The sequence below is a fragment of the Oceanobacillus sp. B139/18 genome (genome assembly GCF_055524595.1).
On the sequence record NZ_JBVFXI010000006.1, the window covers coordinates 215,517 to 239,662 of the forward strand.

Annotated in this window: 20 protein-coding genes and 2 pseudogenes; 6 read left to right on the forward strand and 16 right to left on the reverse strand. The window is 34.8% G+C overall.

What is annotated here, in order from left to right:
* Positions 1–60: 60 nt before the first annotated feature.
* The 4 genes from ACZSMY_RS17530 to ACZSMY_RS17545 all read right to left on the reverse strand — a co-directional run bounded on the left by ACZSMY_RS17530 (position 61) and on the right by ACZSMY_RS17545 (position 6,727).
* Entirely contained in the window at positions 61–1,716 is a 1,656-nt protein-coding gene (locus ACZSMY_RS17530; protein WP_465148069.1) for a hydantoinase B/oxoprolinase family protein, read from the reverse strand.
* 4 nt (positions 1,717–1,720) lie between these two features.
* Complete coding sequence (locus ACZSMY_RS17535) at positions 1,721–3,775, reverse strand: hydantoinase/oxoprolinase family protein (RefSeq protein ID WP_465148070.1); 2,055 nt, start codon at positions 3,773–3,775, stop codon at positions 1,721–1,723.
* A gap of 465 nt (positions 3,776–4,240) precedes the next feature.
* Positions 4,241–5,653, reverse strand: a complete 1,413-nt coding sequence (locus tag ACZSMY_RS17540; RefSeq protein WP_256705143.1) for a sodium/glutamate symporter — start codon at positions 5,651–5,653, stop codon at positions 4,241–4,243.
* Positions 5,654–5,695: 42 nt separating this feature from the next.
* Complete coding sequence (locus ACZSMY_RS17545) at positions 5,696–6,727, reverse strand: ornithine cyclodeaminase family protein (protein ID WP_256705144.1); 1,032 nt, start codon at positions 6,725–6,727, stop codon at positions 5,696–5,698.
* A gap of 95 nt (positions 6,728–6,822) precedes the next feature.
* Between ACZSMY_RS17545 and ACZSMY_RS17550 the strand changes: the two genes are divergently transcribed.
* The 3 genes from ACZSMY_RS17550 (at position 6,823) to ACZSMY_RS17560 (ending at position 9,198) form a co-directional block, all read left to right on the forward strand.
* Positions 6,823–7,878 (forward strand): NAD/NADP octopine/nopaline dehydrogenase family protein, encoded by a 1,056-nt coding sequence (locus ACZSMY_RS17550; RefSeq protein WP_332094455.1) that lies wholly within the window; start codon positions 6,823–6,825, stop codon positions 7,876–7,878.
* A gap of 118 nt (positions 7,879–7,996) precedes the next feature.
* Positions 7,997–8,848, forward strand: coding sequence for a MurR/RpiR family transcriptional regulator (locus ACZSMY_RS17555; protein ID WP_256705146.1), 852 nt, complete (start codon positions 7,997–7,999; stop codon positions 8,846–8,848).
* Positions 8,849–8,868: 20 nt separating this feature from the next.
* Positions 8,869–9,198, forward strand: coding sequence for a transposase domain-containing protein (locus ACZSMY_RS17560; RefSeq protein WP_354005222.1), 330 nt, complete (start codon positions 8,869–8,871; stop codon positions 9,196–9,198).
* A 389-nt stretch (positions 9,199–9,587) separates the two neighbouring features.
* Here ACZSMY_RS17560 and ACZSMY_RS17565 read toward each other — a convergent pair whose 3' ends face one another.
* The 5 genes from ACZSMY_RS17565 to ACZSMY_RS17585 form a co-directional block, all read right to left on the reverse strand.
* Complete coding sequence (locus tag ACZSMY_RS17565; RefSeq protein WP_289585025.1) at positions 9,588–10,388, reverse strand: sugar phosphate isomerase/epimerase family protein; 801 nt, start codon at positions 10,386–10,388, stop codon at positions 9,588–9,590.
* Positions 10,388–11,524, reverse strand: coding sequence for an ABC transporter ATP-binding protein (locus tag ACZSMY_RS17570; RefSeq protein ID WP_256705148.1), 1,137 nt, complete (start codon positions 11,522–11,524; stop codon positions 10,388–10,390). The genes ACZSMY_RS17565 and ACZSMY_RS17570 overlap by 1 nt, the downstream gene beginning before the upstream one ends.
* A gap of 14 nt (positions 11,525–11,538) precedes the next feature.
* Positions 11,539–12,363, reverse strand: coding sequence for a carbohydrate ABC transporter permease (locus ACZSMY_RS17575; RefSeq protein ID WP_256705149.1), 825 nt, complete (start codon positions 12,361–12,363; stop codon positions 11,539–11,541).
* Positions 12,353–13,267: a carbohydrate ABC transporter permease gene (locus ACZSMY_RS17580; RefSeq protein WP_289585023.1), complete on the reverse strand. Its 915-nt coding sequence runs from the start codon at positions 13,265–13,267 to the stop codon at positions 12,353–12,355. The genes ACZSMY_RS17575 and ACZSMY_RS17580 overlap by 11 nt, the downstream gene beginning before the upstream one ends.
* A 78-nt stretch (positions 13,268–13,345) precedes the next feature.
* Positions 13,346–14,638 carry an ABC transporter substrate-binding protein gene (locus tag ACZSMY_RS17585; RefSeq protein ID WP_332094456.1) on the reverse strand — a complete coding sequence of 431 codons (1,293 nt, stop codon included), beginning with the start codon at positions 14,636–14,638 and terminating at the stop codon, positions 13,346–13,348.
* Positions 14,639–15,098: 460 nt separating this feature from the next.
* Between ACZSMY_RS17585 and tnpA the strand changes: the two genes are divergently transcribed.
* The 3 genes and pseudogenes from tnpA to ACZSMY_RS17600 all read left to right on the forward strand — a co-directional run.
* On the forward strand, positions 15,099–15,359 hold the full coding sequence (tnpA, locus tag ACZSMY_RS17590; RefSeq protein WP_417629147.1) for an IS66 family insertion sequence element accessory protein TnpA: 261 nt from the start codon (positions 15,099–15,101) through the stop codon (positions 15,357–15,359).
* Positions 15,335–15,570: pseudogene (locus ACZSMY_RS17595) on the forward strand (IS66 family transposase); the annotation flags it as partial. The gene tnpA and the pseudogene ACZSMY_RS17595, both read left to right, overlap by 25 nt.
* 219 nt (positions 15,571–15,789) lie before the next feature.
* Positions 15,790–16,223, forward strand: a pseudogene (locus ACZSMY_RS17600) (transposase); the annotation flags it as partial.
* Between the two features lie 136 nt (positions 16,224–16,359).
* Here the strand turns inward: ACZSMY_RS17600 and ACZSMY_RS17605 are convergent.
* The 7 genes from ACZSMY_RS17605 to ACZSMY_RS17635 all read right to left on the reverse strand — a co-directional run bounded on the left by ACZSMY_RS17605 (position 16,360) and on the right by ACZSMY_RS17635 (position 24,123).
* Entirely contained in the window at positions 16,360–18,315 is a 1,956-nt protein-coding gene (locus tag ACZSMY_RS17605) for a BglG family transcription antiterminator (protein ID WP_465148071.1), read from the reverse strand.
* 73 nt (positions 18,316–18,388) lie between these two features.
* On the reverse strand, positions 18,389–19,834 hold the full coding sequence (locus tag ACZSMY_RS17610) for a glycoside hydrolase family 1 protein (protein WP_465148072.1): 1,446 nt from the start codon (positions 19,832–19,834) through the stop codon (positions 18,389–18,391).
* 11 nt (positions 19,835–19,845) lie between these two features.
* Entirely contained in the window at positions 19,846–20,190 is a 345-nt protein-coding gene (locus ACZSMY_RS17615; protein WP_256705155.1) for a PTS lactose/cellobiose transporter subunit IIA, read from the reverse strand.
* A gap of 19 nt (positions 20,191–20,209) precedes the next feature.
* Complete coding sequence (locus ACZSMY_RS17620) at positions 20,210–21,451, reverse strand: PTS sugar transporter subunit IIC (RefSeq protein WP_465148073.1); 1,242 nt, start codon at positions 21,449–21,451, stop codon at positions 20,210–20,212.
* A 3-nt stretch (positions 21,452–21,454) separates the two neighbouring features.
* Entirely contained in the window at positions 21,455–21,766 is a 312-nt protein-coding gene (locus ACZSMY_RS17625; RefSeq protein ID WP_256705157.1) for a PTS sugar transporter subunit IIB, read from the reverse strand.
* 302 nt (positions 21,767–22,068) lie between these two features.
* Complete coding sequence (locus ACZSMY_RS17630) at positions 22,069–22,707, reverse strand: class II aldolase/adducin family protein (protein ID WP_368901482.1); 639 nt, start codon at positions 22,705–22,707, stop codon at positions 22,069–22,071.
* Positions 22,708–22,731: 24 nt separating this feature from the next.
* On the reverse strand, positions 22,732–24,123 hold the full coding sequence (locus ACZSMY_RS17635) for a four-carbon acid sugar kinase family protein (protein WP_368901481.1): 1,392 nt from the start codon (positions 24,121–24,123) through the stop codon (positions 22,732–22,734).
* Positions 24,124–24,146 lie beyond the last annotated feature (23 nt).

Consider the following 24,146-nt stretch of genomic DNA (forward strand, 5'->3'; position numbering starts at 1 on the left):
CTTACCTCCAAATTGATTAAAAGTAGTTTTCGTTAGTATTAGCTGTATATTAACAATTTTCTAAATATAACTAGTGACTTTCCCCTCTAAAACATCTTCTGTCAGCAATTCCTTATCCCTTTCTTCCGGATTTCCATAACCGCCCGAACCTGGAGTTCGTACACTCAAAATATCTCCAGATTTTAAAGAGACATCAGAAACCTTGCCAGTTTCTAATTTCTTCTCGTTTTTAGTATCTGGATTAATAACAAACTCTCCACATTGCCCTTCTCTGCCTCCAAATAGCCCCCAAGGAGGAATGACTTGCCTATCACCATGAGTGGCAAATTCAACATCATTCAGTACTTTATAGTCCCTTCTAATTCCAAGACCGCCCCTGAATTTACCTGCACCACCTGAATCGTTTCGTAATTCAAATTTATCAAGAAGTAAAGGATATTCCATTTCCATAGATTCTATAGGAAGATTAGATGAATTCGTAACATGCACGTGGACTCCATCTAAACCATCTTTATTATACCTTGCGCCTAACCCTCCTCCTATTGACTCTGGATAAACAAAATATTTATCTCTTTCATTATCATATCCTGAAAATAATACTGTTGTAACAGCACTATTACAACCAGCTACAACTTTCTCAGGCACCGCTTCGGAGAGAGCTCCAAAGATAACATCAACAATTCTTTGACAAGCATCTGTTCTTCCACCAACAGGAGCAGGTGAAACAGCGTTAACGATTGTTCCTTCCGGAGCTGTAACTTTTATTGCTCCATAGTATCCTGAATTTGAAGGAATAGTTGGATCAATCACTACTTTTAACGCATAGTAAATAGTAGCTAATAACGCTGTATATACAACATTAATTCCTCCTGTGACCTGTTTGCTTGTTCCTGTAAAATCCAAATGAATGAATTCATTATCGACAATAATTCTAACTTTAATAGGAATCTTAGTATTTAAATTTATCCCATCGTCATCTAAATAATCTATAAATTCATATGTTCCATTAGGTATTTTCTTAATACCTTCTTTTACCTTTCTTTCCGTGTATAATAATAATTCATCTAAACTACTTTGGTATTCATCCAACCCATATCTAGTTACAAGTTCATTAACTCTCTTACTCCCTAATTTGTTAGAAGCAATTTGAGCTTTTATATCTCCAAGTCTTTCTTTGGGGGTCCTGCAATTTAGTAAAATCATATCAATAATAGATTGAGATAACTCCCCTCTCTCAATTAACTTAACTGGCGGAATACGAATACCTTCTTGGAAAATGCTTGTACAATTACCAGAAGAGCTTCCAGCAACCATTCCTCCAACGTCAGAATGATGCGCTATATTAGCGACAAAGGCTATTATCTTACCATTACTAAATACAGGCTCTGCGATAGTTATATCCGGAAGATGAGTGCCCCCGCCATTATATGGATCGTTTGCAATAAACATATCTCCAGGATGAATATCCTCCAAATCAAATTTCTTTAGAATTTCTTTACAAATGCCCAGCATAGAGCCAAGATGAATAGGTATTGCTGCAGCCTGGGCAATAGTTTCACCTTTTTCATTAAAAATAGCTGTAGAGGAATCTTTCCTCTCTTTAATATTAGTAGAATACGATGTTTTTACTAATGTAACCCCCATTTCTTCTGCGACGGAAAGTAAAGCATTACTTAATACTTCAATCATAATCGGATCTATAGCTTTTTTACCCAATCTTCTAACCTCCTATATTTAGAATAATATTTCTATATTCATCCATTTTGGCAGTGACATTGGGTGGAACAACAATCGTTGAATCAAGCTGTTCAATAATACATGGCCCTTGTATTTCTTCACCAACACCAATTAAATTTCGGTCATATATATTTGTTTCTACATATCCATCGCACTCCTCAAAATAAACATTCCTTTTGTCTACTATGTCCTTTCCTGACTCTGAATCCGTTTTATATTTTTTCAAAGAGACTTTCTTTTTTTCAGCTGAAACGACCGTTCGAAAATTTACGATTTGAACTTCTTCCTTATAATTTGCATAACCATATCTTTTTTCATGGGTCTTATGAAAACGATCAATTATTTGATTAAGTTGAGCTTCGTTCTCGAGTTCACCTGTAAGTTGAACCGATAATTCATAATTCTGTCCTTTATAACGCATGTTTAATGAACGGTTAACAATTCTATGGCTTTCTTCAATGTTTTCTTTTTCAAACCATTTACCGGCTTTACTATCTAGTTTTTTTAATTCTATTTGAATATCATTTAAGTTGGTTGAATCAGCCATCATTATTTTTGTTTGTACATAATCCATTTTTAAATCTGCCACTAATAATCCGAGAGCGCATAAAATCCCGGGACTTTCTGGTATTAAAACTGTTTTCATACCGAGCTCTCTTGCAACATCAACCGCATGTAATGGCCCAGCCCCGCCATATGCCACCAACGTAAAGTCTCTAGGATTATGTCCACGTTCAACTGAAACAACACGAACAGCCCTCATGGTATTTGAATTAATTACTTTAATTATTCCTTGAGCAACCTCATTATTTTCCATATTTAGCGGTTTGGCTAATTTATTATCTACAGCTTGATGAGCTCCTGCTGAGTCGACCTTCATTTTCCCGCCTAATATTTCTTTAGGATTTAATCTTCTCAATAGTATATTTGCGTCAGTTACTGTAGGCTCTTCACCACCCAATCCATAACTTACAGGACCTGGCTCAGCCCCGGCGCTTTGTGGACCAACTTTAAGTACTCCACCACTATCAATCCAAGCAATACTTCCGCCTCCTGCACCTACCGCATGAATATCTATCATAGGTAAGTTTACTGGAAAACCAGCCACTTTTTTGCCAGTAGCACTATTAGCCTTTAAATCTTGAATCAAACAAACATCGGTACTTGTCCCTCCCATATCTAATGTAATAATATTTTCAAAACCAGCTAACTCGGAGACATAAATAGCGCCAGAAACCCCAGCACTAGGACCTGATAAAGCAGTACGTACCGGATTTTTTTTCGTTGTGGAAGTAGACATCGTTCCACCACTTGATTGACTAATATAAGGATTTACATCTATCCCATTATTTTTTAAATTATTTTCAAATCTATTAATATAATCACTAACAACTGGACCTATATAACTGTTAAGAATGGTTGTGCTTAAACGTTCATACTCTCTATACTCGGGTAATACTTCGCTAGATATTGACACAAATACATTGGGGTACGTTTCATTGATAATATTTTTAATAACTTTTTCATGTTCAGGGTTTATATAAGAATGTAAAAAACAAACCGCGATAGACTCTATACCCTCTTCTATTAGCTCAGTCACAGTTTTTTTAGCTTCCTCGACATCAATTTTTTTATAAATACTTCCATCATGCAGTATTCTCTCATCCACTTCTTTCCGGAGCCTTCTTTTAATAAGCTGTTCTGGTTTATCTTCTGTCAAATCATATAAAGATGGTCGCGTTTGTCGAGCAATTTCTACGATGTCTCGAAAGCCTGATGTAGTTAATAAACCAGTTTTAGCACCTGTCCTTTGAATCGCAGCATTCGTCCCTACTGTTGTTCCATGAACAAGATAATTAATATCACTTTTTAATAAATTGTTTTCTTCCATAATTGTATTAATACCATCTATAATAGCCGTAGAGGGGTCTTTATTTGTAGAAGATAGCTTATAGATTAATATTTTTCCAGACTGTTCATCAAAAATACAAACATCAGTAAAAGTTCCTCCTACATCTATTCCTATTCTATATCCCAAAATTCTTCCTCCTCTTTTATACTCATCGATTGTAAACGCTAACAATATATTTTTTTAAAAATAACCAGATTTACGTTAATTAATAATAAGTTTTTCTAGTAGGTTCCCTTTTTGGCTTCTATTTGTCTCTTTAGCTTAGTGATATATAAGAGTTGATTACATCTTAAATCCCTTAATCAACGCTGCCTATATAGATAAACACATTGCTGTTTGTACTCCCCAACTTCATTGAGTTAATATGTTACAGTTCATAATACAACAATATATATTGCTTAACAACACTAAATGTTGCTATTGTGTAAAATGATTCTTTATATCACTGTTCCTTCACCGTACTTTCTAGCCCCAAACTACTAACTTATTATCTTAAAAAGATTATCTTGTAAAGTAAACGCGCGTATACTTAAATATTTTCATCTCTATAGCTTATACCATATCCATTCACGCCCTATATCAGTTATATAGTTAGACAATATCTCTCTTTGATTGAGAAGATACTTTTTCCTCATTAGATTGAGGAGATTGAGGTTTTTCAAATAATCCAAATAATTTACTCACAACAAGTAACAATACTAATATACCTAAAGCCGATACCCCTATTATTAATGAGCTGCTATTTAACATGAGCACTGGAATGATAGAAGTTATTAATCCCCCGCCTAAGATCGGACTATAAAATGGAGCTCTTAATGCAAAACCTTTAGCAGCATCCGTTTTCATTTCTGGGTCTACGGTTCTTAATAACATTAAACCAATAGCTGTCACTCCGGAATATGCTCCATAATGTACTATCGAATTTTCAAACCAATCTTTAGGAAAAAATCTTTTTCCAAGAAAATAAAAGTACCAAATCATAACAGCCACCGTTATAATTGTTATAATTGCTAACGGCACAGCAAACTCTAATACAATTGGAATTTGAATGGAAGCTACTGCTCCTAACACTAAAAAATCTAATGCGATACCCTGAATTCTATTCAGGGTATTAACGTCTATCATATCGACATACTTCGTTTTTGAAATAACTAAATTAACTATAAGTCCTCCAATCATTGCAAGAGGGAAAAGAGGTATACCAGGAATATATAAGGCAATTGTTTGTTGGATAAACCATCCAATAAGAATTGCAATTGAAATAAGACCTGCATGAAAAGCAAAACTCTCTACTAAATCCGGGTTTAAAGTATTTACAGAGTTTGACTTTTGAGCTTTTATTGGTATTACATCACTGTCGTTACTTCCACTCAATTCTTCCGATTTTTTTATAATCGAAGTGTATCCTTTTCTTACACCATGGTTTATCATTATTACTCCCGAAATTATACCTATTATGATTCCAAAAGTAGCCGCCGTAACGCCTAATGATGCTCCATCAGTCCATCCCAGATCATTATATACTTCAATCATACCGGCTGCTGTTCCATGACCGCCAGCCCATCCTACTTCAATTATCGAAGCAAACATTTCATTTAAATCAAATAATGGAATTAAAATTAATGAAGCTACTATCAATGGGATGGATATTTGTAATAAACTACCCGTATAGCTATATATTAAATGTCTTGCAACCAATTTCCCTGTACCATCTTGTTTCTCTTTTTTCATTCCAATAAGCATTGGAGCAAAAACAACTGATATCAATATTCCTGCTAATGCTCCCCATGTGCTAACCATTTCTTCCGAAAACAATTTAGCACCGTAAGGACCTAAAAACAAACCCAAAATCCCTGCTATTAATGATGCTGGAATAAAATACTTTTTAAATATTTTTATCTTTAATCTTACGAATATAGCTAATACTAATAGCAGCCCCATAACTGTAAAATAAAATAATAAGCTATTAAGATTTTCTGACGTTATAGCTTCTGTTGGTATCATCCTTTTCCCTCCCTCTCACAACTAATGTAAACCCTTACAAATTCACACCAAAGTAGGGTTTCCCCACATATCAAAATTAGTACCTATATTTTCTTGTATTGCTTTCTCATAAATCACAGATGCTAACGCTACATCCTGAATACCCATTCCAACACTATTAAAATAAATAAATTCCTCATCACTTGTCCTTGATGATTTTACGGCATTAACCACCTCACCCAGTTGAGCATGTATTTTATTTTCTTCAAACTTTCCTTCTGCATACATAATAGAAATAGATTCTACTCCTCGATGCTTAAGTTCTTCCCAATCATCTACAACAATCTTATCTGCTTTATCTATAACTTCAAATTCACATTCATGACTTCCTACATGTAAATATAATGCTCCTTTTTCAATCCATTCATATTTCACTATCGGAACCTTTGAAACAGTAGCTGTTATAAATACATCTGATCCTCTAACAGCTTCTTCAGCTGTATTAACTACAGTTATTGGTAAATTAGTTTTTTCACTCATTTCCTCTGCAAATTGCTTTGCACGTTCAATATTTAAGTCATTTATTTTTACTTCAGATAAATCTTCTAAAACATGTTTCATTGCTAAAAGCTGTGTTTTATTTTGCGCCCCAGCTCCAATTAAACCTAATACTTTAGAATTTTTCTTTGCTAAATGTTTAGCGGCTACCCCTGAGTTTGCTCCAGTCCTCATTGCACTTAGCAACATTCCATCCATAATTGCCTTAGGAAATAATGTCTCATAATCATTTAATATTATAATCCCAGATGCTCTTGGCAACCCATATTTATCAGGATTTGTTGGCGAACTGGAAATCCATTTTATACCTACTGAATTAAAATCTCCTTCGATTGCTGCTGGCATTGAATTTATTCTGCCTCTTGTAGTCTCCGTTTCTATATCCCCCCAACGCAATACATTTTTATTTGGTAGTACATACTCTCCTTTTTGATGCAATGAAAAAACTTCTTCCATCGTTTTAATAGCAAGAGATATGTCCTCACCACCACTTCTTTTAACTTCTTCTTGGTTTAAAATTAATAAATTTGTTTTCAAAATACTTTCCTCCTTTTCAGAATTAATATATAATTTAAATTATCACAATTATTCTTGCTAAGCAACAATAATTTTTGCAAAGGAGGAAAAGAAGAATGGGAGTTCTCATTATAGGGGCTGGAAATGGCGGTCTTGCTTTTGGTGCAAAATTAATTGAAAGGGGTATAAAAGTTAATTTATATGATAAATTTGATAGCGCTATCAATCCTATTCAAGAAAACAATAACGAGATAACAATGATTTCAAATGGGAGAACAAAAAAACTTAGGTTTAATTTCGTATCAAATAACCTAAAAGAAACTCTTATTGACATGAATTTTATATTTGTTGTAGTTCCTGCTTTTGCCCATCATTCAATTGCAATAGAGTTATCAGAAACTATTATAGAGAATCAAATTGTTGTATTGCATCCCGGCAGGACTGGAGGCGCATTAGAATTTAAAAATATTTTTACTTCAAAAAGAAAAGAAAATATAATCGCTGAGGCAGAAACAATGCTATTTGCTGCTAGAAAAGATAATCCAACAGAAATAAAAATTCATGGAGTAAAGAAAAGTGTAGGCCTTGCCTCAATCCCTACATCCATGTCCCAGAAAATAACGGATCAGGTAAATAATTATCTTCCTTATTTCCATAATAGCGAAAGCGTTATAACAACTAGTCTGAGCAATATAGGAGCTATTTTTCATCCTGTGCCATTTTTATTTAATTTAACAAGAATAGAATGTAAAGAGAATTTTAAGTATTACCATGAAGGTATCACGCCATCAATTTCCAAATTATTGGAATCACTTGATAAAGAGAGATTGACTATAGCACAAGGATTTGGCTTGGATATCCAATCTGCAAAAGAATGGGTTAACTTTAATTACGAAGTTAACGGAAAAACATTGTATGAGGCAATTCAATTGAATAACAGTTATAAAGATATTTCTGCTCCAACTGATATTCATTCAAGGTATGTTATGGAGGATATACCAATGAGCTTGGTACCTATGAGGGAGCTTGCAAAGTTAGCTAACATAAAAACCCCTTTAATCGATTCTATTGTCAATACAGCATCAAAGTTATATAATTATGACTTTATTTGTAATGGAAGGCGAATAGAACATATGAAATTAAATTCTTTACGCACCACACCTACTAAATAAAGCATTTATTAATCTTAACTATCGAATAATTTTAATTTATTAATCAATACTTATTCAAATTATGATATGGTTAAATAGAAAAGAAATTCAAAATCATAAACTAACTGGAGAGAGAAATATGTCATTGTTTGAGAAAATACAAAATTCCTTAGATACTTTAAGTGGCGCGAAAAAAAGAGTAGCATATTATATCCTGGATAACTGGCTAGAGGCAGCTTTTTTGCCTGCTTCAAAAGTTGCTAGAAGTGCTGACGTTAGTGAATCAGTTGTTGTTCGATTTTCTCAGGATTTGGGCTATTCGGGCTTCCCCCAATTTCAGAAAGAATTACAGGTAATCCTTAAATCTAGACTCGCAAATCCAAAAGATGAAATTATTAATAATGACAAAGTAGATTTTAAAAATCATAATAAAGATCTTTTAAAGATATATAATAAATCAATTAAAAATATCGACGAAGTATTTAATAAAAATTCATTGGATACATTTGTTAATTTCATGAATAAAATAGTAGATGCAAAAAAGATTTTGATACTAGCAAGACAAAATTCTTACGGTCCAGCTGCTATGTTAAATGTTCATTTAAATGAAGTATTTTCTAAGTCCAACCTCATAGACGGAGAATCTGTAGAAGCGTTAGATTATATACGAGGTTTAACAAAAGATGATTTAGTAATCTTTATATCTATTCCTTCATATTCTAAAAGAATGCGATTATACAGTGACTTTCTAAAAGAAAAAGCAATTCCTCAAGTTGCAATTACAAATTCACGATCCCATAATATTGGACAAAATGCAGACCTTTTATTATTAACTAGTATCCATTCCTATTCTTATTCTAATTCACATCTGGGGACAGTTTTTATCATTGATATACTTATTTATTTAATTACTGAAAATAATAAAAGCGAATTATTGAAGTATATTGAGGACACTAAATTATTTAATGAACGATTTGGCATAACAGAATAAACAAAATACTTTTCTTAGCGTTGATATCTCTTCAACGCTTTTTAACAAACGGACGCCTTTTCATAAGTAATAATCTCGCAGGTCGTTTCATTCGGGCCGTCACCTTCGGACGCAAAAACTGGTATTTTTCTACCAGGATGGCTGGAGCTCCAGCGAACACCATTGGGTATTGTATCATCCAAACAGCTAAAGAAAATGGAATTAATCCATTTGAATACTTAACCGTTTTATTTACAGAACTTCCTCAGCTTGATATTTTTCATTCGGAACAATGGGAAAACTATTTTCCGTGGAGTGCTTATATCCAAGCCAAAGTGAAGCCACTTTTCAAACATATAAAACGAGCATAACAGCCTTAAAAGGAGCTTCTTTACGAAAAGTTTACTCCTTTTAGGGCTATTTATCATTGCATCATATTATTTCCCGCTTACCGCAATCATCTGAAATTCCACTGACAAGTCATCTTCTTTCATTCCAGATGGCATTGTCAATGCAGGATACCCCGTAAAATTAAAGGGGATGTATACCAAATTACATAATTTCCAATATTTTCATTTAACTTCCTTTTAAACATAAGTTTTTCATCAATATACGGAGGCAAAATTGGCATTGTTAGGGTTATCATGATATCAATAAGTAACAAGAGCTGTAACAGAATATCATCTTATTAGCTTATATAAAAAAGCGAATAATAATACCTTCTTCGTTTATCATTCGCCTTTTATATTCTGTTTTCTTTTTAACCTACAATATGTTTTTGTTTCAAAAATGCCTTCCCATGACGAAGATGTTCTAAAGGTGTTCCTGGTGCATATTCTAAAATCAATTCACAGTCTGGATGAATATCATTTAAAGCATCTAAAATGTCATCCCAATTGATTTTTCCCTTTCCAATTGGGAGATGTTCATCTGCTTCTCCAAAATTATCGTGAATATGAAGCCCTAATAATCTACCTTTTACAGTATGGATAACTTTAGGTATATTCCAATTATCCAACTGGGCATGTCCAATATCAATTAAATAGCCCGCTGTATCATCTATCTCGTCTAGAAAATGACCAAATTCCTCTTCGCTAAAAAGAGCGCTCCCTTGATAACCGACATTTTCAACAGCAAGATGCACATCCAAAGGTTTGGCAATATCACATAATTGTTTGATATATGCAGCAGATCGCTGTTGTGCCTGCTTTTTATCAAAAACTGGAGAAAAGCAAAACCCTGGATGAATCACTACATGTTTCGCACCAATCATTCCGGCAAATTCAATTGCTTTTTTATATTCATCAAATGCCGTCTTTCTAACAGCTTTATTTTCACTTGTTAAATTAATATCCCACGCTGGAGGATGAACACTAAAATCGACAGGAAGTTTTCTTAATTCTTCTGCCAGTACTTCAAAAATATCTTCCATATCATTCCAAGCATGTCCATCCATCATCAATTCAATCTTATCCGCCCCACAATCAATCAATTCATGAGCGTTTGTTAGAATATCCTCATTCAATAAAATTAAATCGGAGTATGTGATTTGATTATTCATTATACATTCACCTTTCTCTCATTAGAATATGTGTTATCATCTTCCATTTCTAACCCTTGGGGATAACCAATATTTCTTTTCGTGTCTTTATCAAAGAAATGAATTTTCTCCATAACAGGACAAACATATACATTCTGGCCTTGTGTCCAATTCTTACTCTCACTCATTGCGATAATTTCCTGTCCTTCCACATTTATATATACACCATAGTTATTCCCCTGATTTTCAATATATTTCACTTGGCCCCGAACTCCTTTTTGAGAAAATACAGGTGATAATTCAATATGTTCTGGTCGAATACCGAATAGTAGCTGATTCGTTCCTGTCTGGTTCACATACTGTTTCCACATCTCATTTAGTAAGAAAGATTGACTCCCTATATTGACTGCGCCATGGTCATATTCTATATTCAAAATATTTGCTGGTGGAGAACCAATAAATTTAGCAGTAAATACATTAGCAGGCCGATGATATACATTATCAGGTGTATCGATCATTTGTAATTCCCCGTTGTACATCAGCACAATCCGATCAGCAAATGTGGTTGCTTCTATCTGATCATGTGTTACATAAACAATGGTCTGGCCAAACATTTCATGAATTTTCATCAGCTCCTTACGTGCAGAAACCCGAAGCTGCGCATCTAAATTAGATAATGGTTCATCCAGAAGGAAAAAATCACTTCTATTCACCGTTGCACGAGCCAGCGCTACCCGTTGTCGTTGCCCACCTGAAAGCTGTTTTGGCAAACGATTTTCATACCCTTTCAGTTGGAGCATTTCCAGTACAAAATCAAGCCGCCGTTTTATTTCTTTCTTTTCAACCTTTTTGACTTTCAAGGCATACATAATATTCTGTTTCACGGTCATATGCGGATATAAAGCGTAATTTTGGAATACCATTGAAACATTTCGTTTTCCACTTGGCGTATCGTTTACCCTTTGTCCATTCATATATAAATTTCCTGACGTTATTTCTTCCAGCCCAGCAATCATTCTTAATATAGTTGACTTCCCGCATCCAGAAGGACCGAGCAAGATTAATCGTTCTCCTTCTCTCACCGTAAAATTCAAATCCTTTACTACTTCTGTGTCACCATATACCTTCCTTACATTCTCAAATTTTATTTCCTTCACTACATTCCCCTCCATTACTTAATACCAGATGACGTAAACGTTCCAATAATATACTTTTGGAATGACAAATATAAAATAAGTGGAATAATCATTGTAATCACGGATACGGCCATTGCAACGGTGAAATTAGTTCCACCTTCAGAGCTAATGAACATTTGCAACGCTAAAGGCAACGTAAAATTCTCTGTTGTCTTTAAAATAAGCACAGGCCATACAAACTCATTCCATGTACTAATAAAGAACCAAATACCTACCGAAGTGACAGCTGGACGCACGAGGGGCAATACAATATCTTTCATAATTCTTCCATGGCTCATATTATCCAGCCTCGATACTTCAATCAGAGAAAGGGGAATATTTTTCATCGATTGGCGAATCAGGAAAATCCCCACGGCATCTGCCAACTGTGGAAGAATAACCCCCCAAACATTATCAAGCATTCCTAAATTTGAAATGATTAGATAGTTTGGTATCATCGTTACGGTAAAAGGTATAAAAATGGTACCAATTAATAGAAAATACAGGATCTCTTTTCCTTTAAACGAAAAATAAACAAAAGCATACGCTGCTAAAAAGGCGGTAACTAATTTAAAAATGGTAGCAACTGTAGCAACTACAAATGTATTCCATGTAATTTGAAAAATCGGCAACGTATCAAATAACGTTATATAATTTTCCAAAGTGGCATGGATTGGAATGATATTTAGAACGTTATTATACGCATCCTGTAATGGTTTAAAAGACATCCCAACCGCATAGATAACTGGTAAAATCATAATCAGGATCGTTATTATGAAAATAATATGCCAAACATTTTCTACACGCCGATTAATTTTCATAATAAATCCCCCGCTCTACATATCTAAATTCAAGAAACAGCAGTAATAAAAATAACGCCATGGTAATAATAGATATAGCTGCTGAATGCCCTGTACGATAAACAACAAAAGCTTCATGGTAAGCATGATAAATCAAATTAGAACTCGCGTAATCCGGACCGCCTTGTGAAATAACTTTTACGGGGGTAAACACATATTGCAAGCTCTGAACAATGGTGATAATAAATACATATATCCCCGTTGCACTACTCATCGGCAAAATAATTTGGAAGAATATACGTACGAGCGAAACGTTATCCATCCTTGCTGCTTCAATGATTTCTCTGGATATCCCATTAATGGATGCATATAAAAGGATGAAATTGTATCCAAAAACCTTCCAGGATGTAATCAAACTCAACACAACAATGATCCAGCCTTCTGCCTTTGTCCAATTAGGAATTTCCAAACCAAACCAGTTAAATAAAATAGCTACAGGACCTGAAACCGGATTTAATATCCAAGTGAATAAAATAGAGCCTACTACAAGCGAAATAAATGCTGGTAAAAACAAGGCACCTTTATAAAAGTTTTTATATTTACGCAGTACAAGATCAATCACAAATGCAAAAATATATGGAATGACGCAATTAACGATTAACAGTAATACAATGTAGAGGAACGTATTTCCTAAGATACGATAGGTCCTTGGATCGCTAAGAACTTCCGTATAGTTTTTTAACCCAACAAACTCTTTAGTGGGACTAATCATATTCCATTCAAAAAAACTTAAATATATGGTGTAGATAAATGGCCAAAAAGTAAAAACAGCAAAAATAATAATAGAAGGGATGAGCAATAAGTAACCAAACGCATTCTCTCTGTTAATATGCAGTTTTCCCTTTGCCACAGTTAACGAACTCATTTTATTGTTCCTCCACTTACTTCGGTTTTTAAAGAAATCGGAAGAAGGTTGCCCCTCTTCCGAAGCCCTTTTACATAGTTATGGCAGTAAAGCATTGATTTCATCTTGTGTTGTTTTCAATCCTTCTTCTGGAGAAATGCTCCCTTCTAATAGCTGTTCCCGCAAGTCAAGCAGCATTTGCTCTGCTTGTAATCCAGCATTACCAGGGAAAGAAGCCCAAGGAACCACCCCATCCATCTGATTGATTGCAGGAGTCATCATTTCATTTTCTTCTAAATAAGTTTTTAACCCATTTTCTGCTTCCGCTACATCATGGCGTGGCGGTACATAGCCTGTCCCTTTCGTCCATTCAGCCATTGCTTCTACGCTATATAGATAACTCATAAACTCCCACGCAGCTTTTTGTTCCTCTTCCTCTTGAGCAGTAATAGCCAGCATCGCTCCTCCAGCAGGAAGCCTTACTTCCTTTCCTTCCCATGCAGGTGATTCTACTGCTGCGACATCAAACTGTGCATTATCCTGAATATTGGAGCGCTGCGCAATCGTTGTATAAGTCATTGCTACACTCCCATCAATAAAGCTCTGCACACCCTGATCCCAGCCTATATGCAATGCCGTCTCATCTTCTACAATCATATCTGTAAGGAACTGATATGCTTCGATTCCTTCTTCGGATGCAAATGCTGCTTGGCCATCCTCAATAAACGATGCCCCATTACTTTCAAGTAAGGCTTGTGTTGCCCAGTTATCAGCAGGTTCTTGAAAATAAAGTCCGTAATTTCCTGTTTCCTCCTTAATCACTTTAGAAAATTCCTTTACCTCTTCCCATGTCTGTGGACCATCTTCATCCAGTCCTGCTTCTCTTAGCATATCTTTATTAATATACAAAACGGGTGTACTGAGAGAATAAGGAATACCAACCTGTTCTCCATCTGAATTCTTCGCAAGATCCATTACATTTGGCAGGAAATGATCTTCCAAAAATGTTGCGTCATCTGGAAAATGTTCCTCAATTACATGTTGCGGAGGTGTATACTCGAAATTTTCAGAGAAATAATCCATAAAAGCCCACCCGATTTGTACAACAGCTGGAGAATTACCTGCAGCAGCTTCAGCTTGCATATTCTGCATCAAGCCTTTATACATATCCGGATTATATTTAGCGACAACCTCTACAGTATCACTTTGGGCATTAAATTCTTCCACAAGCTCTGCGACAGTTTGTCCTCCTTGTGTTTCCGCGTTAACATGCCAATACTCAATAACTGTTTTTCCATCTTCGTTACTTTCATTTCCTGCAGCTTCACTATTACATGCAGTAAGGAAAGATATAAGAATGATAAATAAAGCTATCTGCAACCACCGTTTCATTTACTTTCCTCCGTTCATTTTGTTTTGTATTCCTTCCAAAAGAGATAAGTTCTTATTTGACTTAAAGCACCATATTTTTAACAAAGATTAACAAGAAATCCCCTCCATTTGCTCACCAATTAATTAACACTTAGCCATTAAAAACGAATCAAAATGTATTATGTATACTATTAATAACTCTATCTATATGTTTTTAGACTACACAACTGGCTGCACAGATTGTTTATTTCATTTTCACTACTGATTGTAACGTTCAATTATTAATAAGGAATAAAGGTATTGTAAACAATTATTAATCTTCTTTTAAATTAATTTAAAAGTAAGCGTTAAATCCCTCCCACCTATAAGTTATAAATCACGCATGAGATAATCTTCATAGAAAATAATTCAGAGGTTATACGATGACAAAGAAAAAAGAATAAAATGGAAAACAAGATAAGATGCATAGAAAGCTAGTGAAATGCAAGTTGCCGCATGGTGTCGAGAACAAGGTATTAAAGCGAGTCAAATGTATTATTGGATTCGAAAGTATGAAAAAGATGTTGCGCCTACACATGATGAAAGAATAATGGACACCAGTCCATATGGAGGAATGATTCCGTTTATCCTCTCCAGTCAGCGCCTGTATTCATCTATTTTGACACTCTTTCTGTCGAAGTACGCCCTGGTACGGATATGGCTTTGCGACAAACAGCACGTGTACTGCCTAAAAATGCCCTAAGTCAGGCTATTAAATATTGTCGTAACCAATGGGATCATTTAGAAGCATTTATGAAGGATGGTCGTCTCGAAATAGATAACAACCGGGGAGAGCGATTGATCAAACCATTCGTGATCGGTCGCAAAAAAACTGGTTATTTAGCAATACCGCTAAAGTAGCTAAAGCTAGTGCCATTATCTATAGTGTTGTAGAGACAGCCGAGGAAAACGGATGGATTGGGAATGCGACATTCCTCAGGAAGTGTCGGTGACCAAGGTAAGAGGTGAGCTAACTTTTTCTTTATCAGACGTATCCATTTTGGGGAGTTCGGTGTCAAATGATGACAGATATTATGAACCATCCAATTCGAGTTCTATTAAATAGTGCGTATTTACCATCTATCGGGGTTACTTCTACAGCTTTCATCGAACTAGGATGGTAATTATACGCAGTGAAACTGGTAGTGGAACATGGAAGGTAAGCAGCCGAAGTCGCAAGAGAATTAGCTTTAGTTCCATAGACGCTGTAAAAATGGGGAACGAAGTATAAAGCGTACCAAGAGAACAGCTTTGTAGGAATCGCAGTCCTGATAATCAAGCTGGATAAACAAAGGTAAACGAATTCGTGATTTGGAAAAGATGGTAGCTATTCTAAAAAAGGCTATGGTCCATCTTCGCCAATAAGCCGGAATAATCTATGTATTTATCCAACGACACCGTCACGAATTTCGTGTAAAGAAGATGTGTCAGGTGTTTCCAAGAGCGGCTATTATGAGTGGATTGATCGCCTTGTCAGCGATCAATCCAAACGCAAAAAAAACTGATAGCTCAAATCAAACGTATATTTATCGCATCCAAAAAAAGATATGGAAGTTTTAAAATCACGTAGGTTTTACGTAGTGCATGAACAGATAATTTAAACATTTATTGGAGAGTCTCCCTACTAAAATAATATTAATTTGACACTAAAGGAAAGGCTGCCCGATAACAGTTGGTTTTATTTTTATCCTCACCCTCATTTTTTAAATTAAAATGTTCTTATCAATCAATTCATCTGCCATCATTTTAAGCTTTGTAATAAATTCATCACAATTTTCCGATTTTCTTAGTTGTTCAACATTGTATGATTCGGATACAATTTCAATAAAGAGCTCAAAAAATTTATTAAACTTTTTTGATTCCTTCTTATTAATCGCAACCAGTGCAACTACTTTAATTTCTTGATCAGACCATATGATTGGTTCCTGTAATGTTAATATGGATATCCCGCTCTTTAGTGCATCCAGCTCAACGGAATGAGGCACAGCAATTCCCGATGGAAAACTTGTTGGAGACATCTTCTCTCTCCGCTGCACACTATAATAAAAGTTCTCACCAACATATCCTTCTGCTATCATCATTTGATTCATATGTTTTATGATATCTGAAACCATCAATCCTGAAGGATCAATTTGATTAAAGTAAAGGCTTTCACTAAAGAATCTTTTTATAAGCTTATCTATTAAATCTTTCTGATGTTGTTTTTTCTTTACATCAACTCGTTTTTCAATTTTAATTAAATCTCTATCTGTAAGAAATGGCTTAATAAACACAGAACCTTCATAAGTAGTCGCCACTTTCCTGTCCGTCGTTACTAATAAATCATAATGAAAGAATTGATTATCATTATAATCAGAGACTGATTGAATTTGCACAGAAGACCCTAAACGATTTTTTATTTTTTTTGTTATTTGGTCTCTTATACCATGGTAATCATTAGCAATCAATAATATCCTAATATAATTCTTATCAATAGCCTTTTCTTTTTCAAGGAGAGAACCTATATGAAGCGCGATGAACGAAATCTCATCTTCATTAAATGTAATATCAATTTTTTCCTGAATTAATGAAGCAATATAAACTGATATATCATAAATAATTGGGTAGCTGATTTTAATATCAAGCAAATTACTATTTCTATTAAATTTTTGAAACTGTGATCTATAGAATAATCCTTGTAAATGTATGGCTAACTTATTGATAAAATCATTATCCTCAAAGTCAATTAAATATATATCTTCCGCTCTGCGCAGTACATCTCTTAATACGGATAAAATGGTACTATCAACATAAGCTTCTACCTGTTGTTCATTATTGTTTTCAATTAATGACTTATCATATAATCCAACAAATTGTAAAGCTAATTTATATATCTCTGATTCTGGAAAATGAATACCATACTTTCTAGCTAAAACTTTCGTTATTTCGTTTGTCAATGTGAGTTCTTGTTTATCCAAATTATCTTTTAATATGTCTTGATCATTTTCTGTTAAAATGTATCCTTGCCGAATTCTCTCCATGCTGATTGCAAAATGTAAGACAATATTATTAAGTGAGTACTGATTAATAAATATATTAAGGTTTGATAAGGTAGAGCGAATAATATTCTTAATCTCATCTAAAGATATATCTTCTATCATTTGTTCAATACTTGATTTTAGTTCATCATAAACAGAATTACCCTCATCATATAATAGATCTACCATATATTTTCTTTTTGAATGCTCCGATCCTTCAAGTTTTACTAAATCACCTTTAATTGTAATTCTAAGAGTTTGTGATGGAAGACTTTGTTTCAACTCTTGAATATCATTTTTTAACGTCGATTCTGAAATAAATAGTTTTTCACTTAGTTCAAACAAATCAATTCCACTAGATGAATTTTTAAGCATTTCTAAGAATATTCTTGATTTACGGTCATTGAGTTTTAACTTCGATTCACTTAAATTCTGTTGATCTTTGCGTAAAGCATTTTTATTAAGCTTATAACCAATATTACTTGATTCAATTACATGCGATAATTCGCTGTTAATTGTTGAGACATAGTTTCTAATTGTTCGAGTTGAACAATTAAAGTATTCTGCCAGATCTTTAGAATTAACCCACTCATCATTTTTTTCGCTCAATATATCCAATAATTCTCTCTGCTTTTTATTCACTTTCATTCAATCTCCTTGAATTAAATAAAAGCAGATTATTGAAAACAATAACCTACTTTTATTTTACAATTTATTATAACTCTGCTCCATTCGTTTCAATCACTTTTTTATACCAGTCAAAGCTATCTTTCTTCATCCTTTTTCCTGAACCCTTACCTTCGTTATCCAAATCTACATGTATAAACCCATAACGTTTATTCATTTGAGCAGATGAACAACTTACAATGTCAATTGGGCCCCAGGCACAATACGCAAAGATATCAGCTCCATCATACATTGCTTCCTTCATGGCAGATAAATGAGCAGAAAGATATTCAATTCGGTAATCATCATGAATCTTCCCATCTTCCATCTTATCGTACATACCTAAACCATTTTCAGCTATCATGAGCGGTTTTTTATAACGATCCCAGTAAGTTGAAAGAGAAATATACAATCCCTGCGGATCAATTGCCCATCCCCATGGACTTGATTCTACATTAGGGTTAGGAGTTGTTGATGTTTGCTTCAGTGTATTTTTGGAAGCATCCGCTGTGTCTGTATAGTAATAAGAAATTGCTAAATAATCCATTGTGTTTTCTTTTAATATTTGTTTATCTTCTTCAGTTATATCGATATAAATATTATTCTCTTTAAAATAATTTAATGCATATTGAGGATACTCACCAAAAAACTGCACATCCGTATAGTAATACTCCATACGATTTTTCTTAAATGCCAGCTCAACATCATCTGGCTTAGATGAAGCCGGATAAACAGTTACATCAGAAACCATTGTCCCAATCTGCATTTCAGGGTTAATAACTTCAGCATATTTTTTCAACTTTGCACTAGCAACAAATTGGTTATGAATTGCTTGAAATGTTGCTTTTTCATAATCATCAACGGCATCGTAAGGTATCGCCGTAGAATTAAATGGCTCAAAACCAACTAAATTAATTTGATTAATAACAATCCAGTATTTAACTTTGTCTTTATAACGATCCAATACTACTTTACCGTATTTATAAAACAAATCTGCCACTTTCCGATTGTGCCAACCACCATATTTTAAAGATATATTAATTGGTGTTTCATAGTGTAATATTGAAATAATTGGTTCCATACCTAATTCAATAATTCTATCAATCAGCTTATCGTAGAATTTAAGTCCTTCTTCATTCGGCTCTTCCTCCTCACCTGTAGGGAAGATTCTTGTCCAATCAATGGAAGTTCTAAAATTTTTAAATCCCATTTCAGCGAGTAGCGCTAAATCGTCATAATACGTATGGTAAAAGTCGATACCATGCCTTTTAGGATAATAACCTTCTTTATCAGCCAAATTATCTTCAATTTGAGATACTGTCATACCATTCTGTTGTTCCATTTGAATCTCTGAATTAGATTTATTAGGGTAATATTTATGGACATCTGCTATACTCTTTCCTTTTCCTCCTTTATCATGCGCACCTTCTGCTTGATTTGCTGCAATCGCTCCACCCCATAGAAAATCTTTTGGTATCTGATAATTTTTTAACACTATAAAACCTCCTAAATTTTTTTCATTATTTTCTCGAAAATTTTCAATAAATTTTCGGCAATCAATATTTCACTTTGCGCAGTCATCATTGTATCTTGTGCGTGAGCAAATAACGTTGAATATCTAATTTGTTCTCCTGATGCTTCTTTTTGTAAAGTATTCGTTTGAATTCCGTGAGAAGTTGTAATTTCTTCCCTAGCTTTTTTTAAAGAGTCCTTTGCTTCCTCAAAATTTTCATTATGAATGCTTTCAAACGCTTTAACTAAATTATCACGTGCATTTCCAGCATGCATTAAGATATTCATAGATACTTGCGTTAACTCATCAATTTCTTCATTATAATCATTTTCTGACATAACCAAATTTCTCCCTTTATTATTGATTATTTTCTTCCTTCTCTTTTACTAGTAAAGAGTTGTCATATACTTTAAAGAATGGATAGTATACGGCCCACGTTATGATTAATATCACAATACACCAGAATATTGCCATTACATCTTGCGTAGCAAAATAGGAAGCAATCGGATAAGGCATATACCACAACAAGAAAGTTGACGAAGGAACAGCGACCCAGCCCCATGACATAATACCGTATACAATAGTTGGAACAAGTAAACCATTTATCCACATAGGAACCATTAAGTATGGATTAAATGCAATTGGTGCTCCAAATACCACTGGTTCGTTAATATTAAAAACAGATGGAACAATCACTGCCTTACCAATCGCCTTTAATTGTTGTGATTTACTTATGAATGCCATCATTATTGCTAACGCTAATGTTGTACCTACCCCTCCGATAGAAATTAAGGCATATAGCGTTTCTTGGGTAGCAATATTAGTTGCAACTCCACCACTTGCTACAGCATCCATATTATCTGCCAAGTTTGCCATGTACATCGGATAAAATACTGGGAAAACTGCCCATGCTGAAATCCCAAATGAGTATAAAAATACTGGAATAAACACGGATAAAACAAACCCAGGATACGTTGAAACAATACCAGCAATTGGTTGAAAAATAGCTTGGATAACTTGGAATAAATCTATCCCAAATTGAATTGTAGCCAACCAGCCAACAAAAAGAATAAATGTAATTGGTAGAAGATTATCAAACCAGCTAACTACAAAATCAGGAATAGCGGAATCTTCATCAAAAAATGATTTTGATGCCATGAAATTCATTATAACTGCCACAAATAAACCTGTAACAAGAGCTACCAGCATTCCTTCAATACCAAAGCGTGACAAGCTAAATGTAATTTGCCCATCATTAATTTCCGGGAACAAAAGCAATAAATATAAAACTAATGATGTTGCTCCAGAAACCAGTTTATTATTAGAATGACCTTTATTCTCCATCACAAAATAGGGAATAAAAAAAGCAATAATTAAGCCAAACATTCCAAACGAGAATGTACTCATTAATGACAAGTCGGGCATCCATTCAAAGAAATTATTTAATATAGAAATAATAGTAATTAAAGAGCCTACAAATACTAATGGCAAACCAGTAAGCATTGAACTTTGAATAGCAGACACCCACGGATTTGCAACAATCCTATTTACTCGAGGGGCAAATTTATTACTCATAAAGGTCATTATTTTTTCCATCATTATTTATTCACTCTCTTCCAAACTGAGAACTAAATCCAAAGCCTTCTCTCCATCTAATGATCCATAGATTATTTGAGGAATGATGGCAACCTTAACGTTTTTCCCTTTTGTTTTCTCTTTAATTTCGTCCTCTTTATATGCCAAATGAGGTCCAATTAATAGATAATCTATTTGGTCAATTACATTATCTAATTGAGATTCACTTGCAGCTTTAACAGTTACCTCTTCTCCCTTTTTCTTTGCAGCTTTCCGCATTTTAGCTGCCATAAATCCACTTGAAGCTCCAGAACCACAAACTAAAAATATATTTTTCATAATTAACCTCCCCTTTCTTTTTTCTTACTTTTATCTTATATCTACCTGAATTCGCTTACAAACTTATATTTTTCCTAGTGATAGGAAAATAACTTGAATATGAAATAAATTCAGACCACGATGTATTACTTTTCTCTCCATAGCAAAAAAACCTGAATCAAATCACTTCAATCCAGGTGTCTTAAAAAATATTTTTCCTACCAATCAACTAAAACAAACCCTAAGCCGCCATCTCATACTTCATATTTTCTCCCTGCTACCCACCCCGGCCAAAAACCACTAGAATGAATAGCCCCTTTTCATTACTTATCTCTCTTCTTATACCCCGAATTCTCCAAAAAGTCCTCCACAACCTCTTCCGACAACACATTCAACGCCACCCCCGAAGCCTTAGCCATAACCATCATCCGACAAGTAAACTCCAGCGTTTCCAACCGCATCACCGCTTCTTCCACACTATCATCGAAAACAATAATCCCATGATTTTTCAAAAATAGTACATTCGCTTTCTTAGCTGCTTCTCCAACTTCTTCCCCTAAAGCTGTACTGCCCGGATGAAAATATGCGACTTCCTCTATTTTCTCAAGATAATACATCGATTCAATAAATAGCTTTGATTCTATGACCTCTTCCGAACAAGCAACGAGCGTTGACCAAAATGGTGATGCGTGAATAACCACATTGGCATCAGGCCGATTCCTATATATTGCGCGATGCATTGGTATTTCCTTAGAAGGCTTCCTCGTCCCTTCCCATTCCTGTGTTTCGATATTAACAAGAACACAATCACCTTCTGTCAGATTGCCCATATTTGTCCCTGAACCAGTTATAATCATTTGATTTTCGTTGTTGCGGACACTCATATTTCCAGAATTTCCCCATGTGAGATGCTTCTGCAGTAATTCATTTCCGGTATGAATGATTTTTGATTCTATATCCATTAATCCTCCCTCCAATCATCTCCTCTATACAGTTACGCTGCTTCCCAGATGCACTTTAGAAAAGTAATCGACTTGACCCAACTGGCCTCCCTTTAAGGCAATCTCTAATCCGTCAAATCGTTGCGTATTTGAATACGTTTTACAAAGAGGCGCACCTGGAGCGACACTGCGTATCATTTCTAATGCATAAATACGCATTTCCTGTGTCGCATAGCTTGATGTGTCTCCTCCGGCAATGACGATGCGGTTTAAGGATGTATTTTCTACTGTCTTCTTTATTAATTTTCCAAACTGCTCGCCTAGAAGCTGTCCGCTGCTGGTAGGTTCTGCCCCGATAGATTGCAAGTATTCTCTTGTTTCGTCAATTGATGAATCATCCGATCCAAGTGCTGAGTAAACGATGACGTTCTCCCCTGCATTAATCAATTCCGTAACTGTCTTCATAAGGTCATTAAAATAGGATGAGCCTGTTTTCGGATCTATCAATTTAACAGGAGAAACTTTTAAACCAGTGAATCCATTGTCTAAAGCATGTTTGATTTGTTCAGAAGTAATCGGAGAACAGCTTCCGGAAACAACCAATACCTGCTCTTTTTCTGTCTTATTTTTCTTATCCACGCTAGCTTCCTGTTTCTTCAGGCCCTGCATAGAACTCCAATAATTCGTCAACGCATATTCCACTCCAGAGGAGCCTATGATAAATAGTGGCTTCTCTTTCGATTCTTCGTAAATAAACTTTCCTATTTTCGTTAAATGATTGCTTGTCAGCATATCAAATAGAAGTCCCTTTGGTTTTTGCTTTGTAACGATTCGCTCCACCGTTGCTTCAAGCTCGGTAAAATGATCATCCATGGATAAAACATCTACCAAATCAATCGGATAACTCGTTTGTTTACTCAAATGTTTGATTAAATCTGCTTCCTGCATCGGTGTAATTGGATGCCTCGACATCACAGGGTGCTCATCCAGACGAAACGTTTTACTATCCATGCTGGCAAAATGATTGCCGAACACGGTATAGCGCTGTAATGGTGTTGCTCCTGCAATGATAGGGACAAAGTCTTGCGTATGATTTATTTCTAAAATCATTTCCAGTACCTTCCCTATATTCCCCACCGTCGGGGAAGAATCAAAGGTAGAGCATATTTTATAATGATTAATCGATGCACCGAGTTCTTGGATTTGTTTTAATATTGGCTTCAAATCTTTCTCCATCTGCTCTGGGCTCATTGTTCGGCTGGTCCCGGCAACTCCGATACATGGTACATCTGCAAACTTTTCATCAAGCAATTCTTTGGTAGGCGGTTCCAAAAATAAAATAGTTCGTAAACCGCTAAGTGTCAATGCTTCCATCGCATCGGTTGAACCTGTAAAATCATCCCCATAAAAGCTTAAGAGTCTTTCTTCTAACTGCATTTGTCAATCCCTCCGTCAGGAAT